Annotated in this window: 9 protein-coding genes; 1 reads left to right on the top strand and 8 read right to left on the bottom strand. The window is 72.2% G+C overall.

Going from position 1 to position 8,761, the window contains the following annotated elements:
* Positions 1 to 721, bottom strand: a 721-nt coding sequence (locus J1M38_RS06585) for a hypothetical protein (RefSeq protein WP_241246530.1), incomplete at its 3' end; no start/stop codon positions are given.
* On the opposite strand from J1M38_RS06585, the gene J1M38_RS06580 reads away from it, so the two are divergent.
* Positions 720 to 1,481: an A/G-specific adenine glycosylase gene (locus J1M38_RS06580; RefSeq protein WP_241246529.1), complete on the top strand. Its 762-nt coding sequence runs from the start codon at positions 720 to 722 to the stop codon at positions 1,479 to 1,481. The genes J1M38_RS06585 and J1M38_RS06580 overlap by 2 nt on opposite strands.
* A 37-nt stretch (positions 1,482 to 1,518) precedes the next feature.
* Here J1M38_RS06580 and J1M38_RS06575 read toward each other — a convergent pair whose 3' ends face one another.
* The 7 genes from J1M38_RS06575 to J1M38_RS06545 all read right to left on the bottom strand — a co-directional run bounded on the left by J1M38_RS06575 (position 1,519) and on the right by J1M38_RS06545 (position 8,597).
* Positions 1,519 to 2,034 carry an amino-acid N-acetyltransferase gene (locus J1M38_RS06575; protein ID WP_002856080.1) on the bottom strand — a complete coding sequence of 172 codons (516 nt, stop codon included), beginning with the start codon at positions 2,032 to 2,034 and terminating at the stop codon, positions 1,519 to 1,521.
* 96 nt (positions 2,035 to 2,130) lie between these two features.
* Positions 2,131 to 2,313, bottom strand: a complete 183-nt coding sequence (locus J1M38_RS06570) for an Rv0909 family putative TA system antitoxin (protein ID WP_041104640.1) — start codon at positions 2,311 to 2,313, stop codon at positions 2,131 to 2,133.
* A gap of 327 nt (positions 2,314 to 2,640) precedes the next feature.
* Entirely contained in the window at positions 2,641 to 5,196 is a 2,556-nt protein-coding gene (locus J1M38_RS06565) for an ATP-dependent Clp protease ATP-binding subunit (RefSeq protein ID WP_206481424.1), read from the bottom strand.
* Between the two features lie 156 nt (positions 5,197 to 5,352).
* Positions 5,353 to 5,655 carry an Lsr2 family protein gene (locus J1M38_RS06560; RefSeq protein ID WP_069941092.1) on the bottom strand — a complete coding sequence of 101 codons (303 nt, stop codon included), beginning with the start codon at positions 5,653 to 5,655 and terminating at the stop codon, positions 5,353 to 5,355.
* Between the two features lie 164 nt (positions 5,656 to 5,819).
* A complete protein-coding gene (locus J1M38_RS06555) occupies positions 5,820 to 6,059 on the bottom strand; it encodes a hypothetical protein (protein ID WP_041104642.1) in 240 nt (79 codons plus the stop codon).
* Position 6,060: 1 nt separating this feature from the next.
* On the bottom strand, positions 6,061 to 7,575 hold the full coding sequence (lysS, locus tag J1M38_RS06550; RefSeq protein ID WP_036384191.1) for a lysine--tRNA ligase: 1,515 nt from the start codon (positions 7,573 to 7,575) through the stop codon (positions 6,061 to 6,063).
* A gap of 32 nt (positions 7,576 to 7,607) precedes the next feature.
* Complete coding sequence (locus tag J1M38_RS06545; RefSeq protein WP_069941093.1) at positions 7,608 to 8,597, bottom strand: D-glycerate dehydrogenase; 990 nt, start codon at positions 8,595 to 8,597, stop codon at positions 7,608 to 7,610.
* Positions 8,598 to 8,761 lie beyond the last annotated feature (164 nt).

The following is an 8,761-nucleotide window of genomic DNA, read 5'->3' as shown; positions in this document are numbered from 1 at the left end:
AGGAGGGGGTGGCCGAGGAGGGGGCGGCCGAGGAGCTGCTGTCCTGGGCCCCCGGGGCGAGCTCCTCGAGGATCTTCAGCGCGACGGGGCGGGAGGTGACGTCGCCGAGGCTGACCGTCAGCAGATGGGGCCCGGGCTCCGCGAGAGCGCCGAGGCGGCCGCAGTCCTGGCTCGAGGCGCGGCCGGACCAGCGGTACACGGCGGTGAGCTCCTCGTGCGGGTACAGCACCCGCTGGGCCTCCGCGGGGTCCGCCTGGCAGATGCGGGTGGAGAAGACGTCGTCGCCCTCGGCCGTGCGGATCGTGAACTCCTGCCGGGCCGTGCCCACATCCGTGCGGCACGGGGTCGAGGAGAGGTTCGTGATGCCCAGGCGCAGCTCGGCCTCCTCGCCCCGCTGGTACTCGGACCGGTCCGCGGAGGCGGCGATCCGCAGATCCGAGGGCTGGCACTCGGCGGCGTCCTCGAGGGCCACGGTAGGCGAGGCGGAACTGGACTCGGCGTCCGTGGCCGGGGCGGGCGACGGGGAGTGCACCGGCGTCGGGGCGGCGGAGGGGTCGGCGTCCTCGGAGGAGAAGGCGCCGATCCCGGCTCGGACGAGCGCCACGACGGCCCACCCCACCAGGAGCAGGAGCACGAGGGCGAGCAGGGCGGCCACGAGCCGCCGGCGGCGGTAGACGGCGGGGGACGGCTTCGACCCGGGGGAAGTCGGACGAGACGGCATGCGATCCAGGGTAGGCGGCGGCGCACCCTACAGTGGACGCACCCCCGCGGACCTGGCCGCCGCCCCCACCGCAGACGTGCTCACGGCCTGGGACCGACTCGGCTACCCGCGCCGGGCCCTGCGCCTCCAGGAGGCCGCCCGGGCCGTCGTCGGGCGCCACGACGGCCGGGTGCCGGCCGACCCCGCCGCCCTGCGCGCCCTGCCCGGCATCGGCGAGTACACGGCCGCGGCGGTCGCGAGCTTCGCGTTCGGCGTCCCCGAGACCGTCGTGGACACCAACGTGCGCCGGGTGATCGCGCGCGCGGTCGCGGGTGAGGCCCTGCCCGGCAGGTCGCTGACCCGCGCCGAGATGCGCCGCGCCCAGGCCCTCATGCCCGAGGACCCCGCCCGCGCCAACGCGTGGAACGCGGCCGTCATGGAACTCGGGGCCCTCGTCTGCACCGCCCGCTCCCCCGCCTGCGACCGCTGCCCGCTGGCGGAGACGTGCGCGTGGGTCGCAGCGGGCTCCCCGCCGCCGGTGGAGGTGCCGCGCGGCCAGGCCTGGGCCGGCACGGACCGTCAGGTGCGCGGGGCCGTGATGGCCGCCGTCCGCGAGCACGGGCGCGTGGCCGAGGCGGAGGTGCCCGCCGTCGTCGTGGCCGGGGGGCGGCTCGGGTCGCACCGCCCCGACGACGCGCAGTGGGCGCGGTGCGTCGCCGGGCTCGTGTCGGACGGGCTGCTGGCCCGGGACGACGACGGCGGCCTCACCTTCCCGGCCTGACCTCGCCGGGGCCTGGGGCGGCCCGCGGTGCGGCGGCTCAGAGGCGGCGGATCATCCGCGTGTTGCCGAGCGTGTTCGGCTTGACCCGGGCGAGGTCCAGGAACTCGGCGACGCCCTCGTCCGTGGAGCGCAGCAGTTCCGCGTAGACCTCCGGGTCCACGGCGGACTGGTCCGCCATCACCTCGAAACCGTGCCGGCGGAAGAACTCGACCTCGAAGGTCAGGCAGAAGACCCGCTCGACGCCCACGGCCCGCGCACGGTCCAGCAGCTCCTCGATGATCAGGTGCCCGACGCCGGTCCCCCGGTGGGCCTCCGAGACGGCGAGGGTGCGGACCTCGGCGATGTCCTGCCACATCACGTGGAGGGCGCCGAAGCCGGCCAGGGTCCCGTCCGCCTCCTCGGCGACCACGAACTCCTGGATGGCCTCGTAGTAGGCCACCGCCTCCTTCTGGAGCAGCACGCGCTCCCGCGCCAGCGGCTCCACGAGCGCCTGGATGACCGGGACGTCCTGGGTCCGCGCCGAGCGGAGGGTGAGGGGGCGGTCGGCAGGCATGGGGTCCAGTCTAGGCACGGACATCCCGACCCCGGACAGACGGGAGCCCCCGTCCCGGCGGACCGGGCGGGGGCTCCCGCGGCGTCGACGGCAGGCTCAGGCCTGCTGCTCGCCCTCGTCCCCGGACAGGAACTTCTCCTGCGCGCCGTCGACACCCTTGTTCACGGTGTCGCCGTGCTCGCCGAGCTTGTCGCCGTGCTGCTCCTGAGCGTTGTCCACGGCCTCGTCGATCTTGTCCGAGTGCTGGTTTGCGAGGTTGTTCAGGTCACCGATACCCATGGGCGGCCTCCTTCTTCTCGGGGCTGCCCCGCAGCCGTCCCGGCGAGCGCCGGGTCGAAGCGGAGACAGGACCACCGTCGAGCGGTCACAGACCACAGTGGCACCGATCCCGCCGCGAGGGAACCCCTCTCGTGCCTCCGGAGAGGCGGGCCGGTTCAGCGGTCCTTCGCGAGGCCGTCCTTGATGCCGGCGGCGGTGTCGCGGACCTCGGCCCCGGCGTCCCCGCGGGGGCACGACGACGGCCCGCCGCCTCCTCCCCGAGGGGGAGGGGCGACGGGCCGTGGCCACCGGACGCGCGGTCCGGCGTCGTGGGTCAGACCCCGCAGGTCACACGGAGCGGTCGGCGTCCACCGGATCGCCGGCACCGGACTCGAGCTCGGCCAGGTCCGCACCCTCCAGGGCCTCCCGGCCGCCGGAGAACGCGAACGTCAGCTCGGCGCCCTCCCCCTCGCCCGTGGCGTCCACGGTGATGAGGGAGCCGGCCGGGATCTCGCCGAAGAGGATCTTCTCCGAGAGCTGGTCCTCCACCATCTGCTGGATGGTGCGGCGCAGCGGGCGGGCGCCCATGGCCGGATCGTAGCCGCGGTCCGCGAGCAGATCCTTGGCGGACTGGGTGAGCTCGATGGACAGGTCCTGCTCCGCCAGGCGCTTGCCGAGGCGGGAGACGAACAGGTCCACGATCTCCACGATCTCGTGCTTCTGCAGCTGCGGGAACACGATCACGTCGTCCACACGGTTGAGGAACTCGGGGCGGAAGTGCTGGCGCAGCTCCTCCTTGACCTTGCCCTTCATCCGCTCGTACCCGGTGGTGGTGTCCGTGGCCGACTGGAAGCCGGTCATGACGCCCTTGGAGATGTCCCGGGTGCCGAGGTTCGTGGTCATGATGATCACGGTGTTCTTGAAGTCCACCACACGGCCCTGCGAGTCGGTCAGGCGACCGTCCTCGAGGATCTGCAGCAGGGAGTTGAACAGGTCCTGATGGGCCTTCTCCACCTCGTCGAACAGCACCACGGAGAACGGACGGCGGCGGACCTTCTCGGTGAGCTGGCCGCCCTCCTCGTAGCCCACGTAGCCGGGAGGGGCGCCGAACAGACGCGAGACGGTGTGCTTCTCCTGGAACTCGGACATGTCCAGCGTGATGAGCGCGTCCTCGTCCCCGAAGAGGAACTCCGCGAGGGACTTGGCCAGCTCCGTCTTGCCGACGCCGGTGGGGCCGGCGAAGATGAACGACCCCGAGGGGCGGTTCGGGTCCTTCAGGCCCGCGCGGGTGCGGCGGATGGCGCGGGACAGGGACTTGATGGCCTCGTCCTGGCCGATCACGCGGCGGTGGAGCTCGTCCTCCATGTTGCGCAGGCGGTCCGTCTCCTCCTCGGTGAGCTTGAACACCGGGATGCCGGTGGACTTGGAGAGCACCTCGGCGATGAGGTCCTCGTCCACCGTGGCGACGTCGGCGTCCGCGCCGGTGCGCCACGCCTGCTCCTTCTCGCGGCGCTCGTCCCCGAGCTGCTGCTCCTGGTCCCGCAGGCGGGCGGCGCCCTCGAAGTCCTGGCCGTCGATGGCGGCCTCCTTCTGGGTGCGCACCTCCGCGATCCGGGACTCGTAGGCCTTGATCTCCGGCGGCACGGTCATGCGACGGATGCGCAGACGCGCGCCGGCCTCGTCGATCAGGTCGATGGCCTTGTCCGGCAGGTGCCGGTCGGAGACGTAGCGGTCCGCCAGGCCGGCGGCGGCCTTGAGCGCGCCGTCGGTGATGGAGACCTTGTGGTGCGCCTCGTAGCGGTCCCGCAGGCCGCGCAGGATCTCCGTGGCGTCCTCGACGGACGGCTCGGCGACCTGGATCGGCTGGAAGCGGCGCTCGAGCGCGGCGTCCTTCTCGATGTGCTTGCGGTACTCGTCCAGCGTGGTGGCGCCGATGGTCTGCAGCTCACCGCGGGCCAGCATCGGCTTGAGGATGCTGGCGGCGTCGATCGCGCCCTCGGCCGCACCCGCCCCGACGAGGGTGTGGATCTCGTCGATGAACAGGATGATGTCCCCGCGCGTGCGGATCTCCTTGAGCACCTTCTTCAGGCGCTCCTCGAAGTCGCCGCGGTAGCGGGAGCCGGCCACGAGGGAGCCGAGGTCCAGCGAGTAGAGCTGCTTGCCCCTGAGCGTCTCCGGGACGTCGCCGCGGTCGATCGCCTGGGCCAGGCCCTCGACGACGGCGGTCTTGCCGACGCCGGGCTCGCCGATGAGCACGGGGTTGTTCTTGGTGCGGCGGGAGAGCACCTGCATGACGCGCTCCATCTCACCCGCACGCCCGATGACGGGATCCAGCTTGCCGTCGTGCGCGGCCGCGGTGAGGTTGCGTCCGAACTGGTCCAGCACCACGGAGCCGGCGTTCTGGCCGGCCTCGCCGCCCTGGCCCACCCCGGCACCCGCGGTCTCCTTGCCACCCTGGGCGCCGCCCTGGTAGCCGGAGAGCAGCTGGATGACCGTCTGACGGACGCGGTTCAGGTCCGCGCCGAGCTGCACGAGGACCTGGGCGGCCACGCCCTCGCCCTCGCGGATCAGGCCGAGCAGGATGTGCTCGGTGCCGATGTAGTTGTGGCCGAGCTGCAGCGCCTCGCGCAGGGACAGCTCGAGCACCTTCTTGGCGCGCGGCGTGAAGGGGATGTGGCCGGGCGGGTTCTGCTGACCCTGGCCGATGTCCTCCTGCACCTTCTCTCGCACGGCGCCCAGGGAGATGTCCATGGACTCCAGTGCCTTGGCTGCGACGCCCTCACCCTCGTGGATCAGACCGAGCAGGATGTGCTCGGTGCCGATGTAGCTGTGGTTGAGCATGCGCGCCTCTTCCTGGGCGAGCACGACCACCCGCCGGGCGCGGTCGGTGAATCTCTCGAACATGGGCACACTCCTTGCGTACGGTCGTGGTCGACACTACGCACCCGGACCGCGTGCCGCGCGGCTGTTCGCCAGCGGGAGAAGCGGCCCGGCCGTCCTCGGGAGGGGCCGGAACGAGGCCCGGGGACGCCGATTCCTCGACGCACCCGGGCGGGACGCTCACTTGCGCTTCGCGTTGCGGTAGGCCTCCACCACGTCGCGGTGCAGGCGACCGCGGCTCGAGACCTCGTAGCCGTTCTCGGCCGCCCACTTGCGGATCTGGGCGGCCTCGACCTTGGGCGACGGCGGCGCCACGGCGCGGCCCTTCTTCATGTAGGGCTTCAGGAACTCACGGAGTTCTGCGGCGTGCTCCTTCGACAGGTCGATCTCGTAATTGCGACCGTCCAATGCGAAGTTCACGGTCTCATCTGCAGGCGAACTGTCAAGATCATCCACGAGGACCACTTCTACCTTCTGTGCCAACGGTGATTCCCACTTTCTTCTCTCGTGCGCGTGTCCCTGGGTTCCGGTCTTCGCTCTCGGGGTTCTTTCCCGCGTGCTCACGATTCCGGCCGTGCACTTGTGGTGATTCAAGAATACCGCAACGAAGCCGGGCAGAAGGATTCTTCAACGCCGGGGAAGGAATCTCACCGGGCGCGGTCCTCCGGATCAGCCCCCGGCCCTCCCTCGGCTCGGCGTCGGGCCGCCCACTCACGGGCCTCGGCCTCCTCGCGGGCCGCCCGCGCGTCCGCGCCCGAGAGCCGGCGGGCCTGACTCTCGCGCTCACCCGTGTCCGAACGCAGCAGGGAGCGCATCACCAGCCAGAAGATGAGCCCGAGGCCGATCGAGGGGGCGAGGACGGAGAAGTAGTCCCAGAAGGCGGCCATGTCAGGCCTCCGGCTTGAGCAGCGGGAAGAGGATGGTCTCGCGGATGCCGGCGTCCGTGAACAGCATCACCAGGCGGTCGATGCCCAGGCCGATGCCGCCCATGGGCGGGGCGCCGTACTCGAGGGCGCGCAGGAAGTCCTCGTCCAGCTGCATCGCCTCGTCGTCGCCGGCGGCCGCCATCGCCGACTGGGCGGTCAGGCGCTCGCGCTGGATGACGGGGTCGATCAGCTCGGAGAACGCGGTGCCGCGCTCCATGCCGCCGATGATCAGGTCCCAGGCCTCGATGACCCGGTCGTCCGAGCGGTGCGGGCGCGCGAGCGGCTGGGCGGCCGGCGGGTAGTCGTACACGAACGTGGGGTTCATCAGGGTGGGCTCCACGATCTCGCCGAACAGCTCGATCACGAGCTTCTCCGCGTCCCACGCGGGGTCCACCTTGACCTCGTGCTCCGCGGCGATCGCCCGCAGCGTCTCGGCGTCCGTCTCCGGGGTGATCTCGCGGCCCACGGCCTCGGACAGCCCCGGGTACACGGCGACCCAGGCCCACTCGCCGTCGAGGTCGATGACGCCCTTCGCGGTCTCGAGCCGACGCCCGGCGCCCACCGCGTCCGCGGCGTTGAGGATGATCTCCTGCATGCGCTCGGCCATGACGTGCATGTCCGCCCACGCCTCATAGGACTCGAGGGTGGTGAACTCGGGCGAGTGGGTCGAGTCCACGCCCTCGTTGCGGAACACGCGGCCGATCTCGAACACGCGGTCGATGCCGCCGACGACGGCGCGCTTGAGGTACAGCTCGGTGGCGATGCGCAGGGTCATCGGCTGGTCGAACGCGTTGAGGTGCGTCTCGAAGGGACGTGCGAGGGCGCCGCCGTGGACCAGCTGGAGCATCGGGGTCTCCACCTCCACGTAGCCGTGGCCCTCGAGGGTGCGCCGCACCGCCGAGGTGACCTTGGCCCGGGTGTAGACCATGCGGCGGGCCTCCTCGCGCACGATCAGGTCCGCGTAGCGCTGGCGGACGCGGGTCTCCTCGTTCAGGTCCGCGTGCAGCACGGGCAGGGGGCGCAGCGCCTTGGAGGCCATCTCCCACGCCGAGGCCATGATGGACAGCTCGCCGCGGCGCGAGACGATCACCTCGCCGGTGACGGAGAGGAAGTCGCCCAGGTCCACGACCTTCTTCCACTCGGCCAGGGACTCCTCACCGACGGCGGCCAGGGACACCATGACCTGGAGGCGGACGGCCTCCCCGTCCGCGCCGGACTCCTGCAGGGTGGCGAAGCAGAGCTTGCCGGTGTTGCGGAGGAAGACGACGCGCCCGGTCACCGACACGGTCTCGCCCGAGGTCCAGTCGGGCTCGTGGCCGTCGAACCGCTCACGCACCTCGGCCAGCGCGTGGGTGCGCGGCACCTGCACGGGGTAGGCCTCGCGGCCCGAGGCGAGCAGCTGCTCACGCTTGGCGGCGCGGACGGCCTGCTGATCGTGGTGGTCGACGGCGGCGGAGGCGGAGTTCTGGGTGGTCACGGTCCCCGAGTCTACCGACGGCGCCCCGCCGGTCAGCCGCGCACCTCGGGGTTGACGAGGGCCGGGGCCTCCGCGCCCGTGGCCATGGCGATCGCGTTGCGCGCGGCCAGCTCGGCCATCGCGGCGCGGGTGTCCCGGGTGGCGGAGCCCAGATGCGGCAGGAGCATCACGTTCTCCAGCTCGGCCAGGCCCGGGGCGAGGGCGGGCTCGTCCTCGTAGACGTCCAGACCGGCGCCGAAGAGCCGCCCCTCGCGCAGGGCGGTGACGAGGGCCGCCTCGTCCACCACGGGCCCCCGGGCCGTGTTGACGAGGACGGCGTCGTCCTTCATCTTCGCGATCACGTCCGCATCCACGAGGTGATGGGTGTCGTCCGTCAGGGGCACGTGGAGGGACAGGACGTCCGCGACCTCGACGAGCTCCTCCCAGCGGACCTGACGGACGCGGCCGGCGAGGTCGCCGAGCTCCGCGGCCGCGACCTCCCGGTGCGCGGGCGGCCGCGGCGCGAACACGACCTCCATGCCGAAGGCGAGCGCACGCTCGGCCACCGCCTTGCCGATCCGCCCGAAACCGGCCAGGCCCAGGGTCGCGCCACGCACGTCCCGGCCCACGAGCAGGTCCGGCGCCCAGCCGTGGAAGCGTCCCTCGCGCACCATCCGCTCACCCTCGGGGGCACGGCGGGTCACCCCGAGGATCAGGAGCATCGCGATGTCCGCGGTGGCGTCCGTGAGCACGTCCGGGGTGTTGCCGACGGCGATCCCCCGCCGCGTCGCGGCGGCCACGTCCACGTTGTTGTAGCCGACCGCGTAGTTGGCGATGCCCCTGATCCGCGCGTCGGCGAGCACGTCGGCGGTGAACTTCTGGTCCAGGGCCGCGACGACGACGTCGTAGTCCCCCGAGGCCACCAGCCGCGCGAGCGCGGCGTCCCCTCCGACGTCGGCGCCGTCCACCACCTCTCCGGCCTCGCGCAGCATTCCGAGCCCGGGCTCAGGGAGGCGGGTCATGAGCAGGAAACGGGGGGTCACGGCGGGCCTCACTCTCGGATCGGGGCGGGGAGGACGCGGCGTCGTCCGGCGTGACCAGGCTAACCGCGGACGGCGGGTGCGGCCCGGGCCGACGCCCCTTATGATTGACTCTCGTCAATCATTGACTTATGTCAATCACCGCGCCGCCCCTCCCGCCGAAGGAC

The organism is Micrococcus sp. KRD070 (assembly GCF_017168435.1).
Lineage (GTDB): Bacteria > Actinomycetota > Actinomycetes > Actinomycetales > Micrococcaceae > Micrococcus > Micrococcus luteus.
The sequence above is the reverse complement of the archived record's forward strand: the minus strand, read 5'-3'. Positions and strand labels throughout refer to the sequence as shown.

Bases quoted from the DNA above. Each gene is read 5' to 3' on its own strand.
- J1M38_RS06555 (WP_041104642.1), bottom strand. From the start codon at position 6,059: ATGGCCGCCTTCTGGGACTACTTCTCCGTCCTCGCCCCCTCGATCGGC.
- J1M38_RS06570 (WP_041104640.1), bottom strand. From the start codon at position 2,313: ATGGGTATCGGTGACCTGAACAACCTCGCAAACCAGCACTCGGACAAG.
- J1M38_RS06565 (WP_206481424.1), bottom strand. From the start codon at position 5,196: ATGTTCGAGAGATTCACCGACCGCGCCCGGCGGGTGGTCGTGCTCGCC.
- J1M38_RS06580 (WP_241246529.1), top strand. From the start codon at position 720: ATGCGATCCAGGGTAGGCGGCGGCGCACCCTACAGTGGACGCACCCCC.
- J1M38_RS06575 (WP_002856080.1), bottom strand. From the start codon at position 2,034: ATGCCTGCCGACCGCCCCCTCACCCTCCGCTCGGCGCGGACCCAGGAC.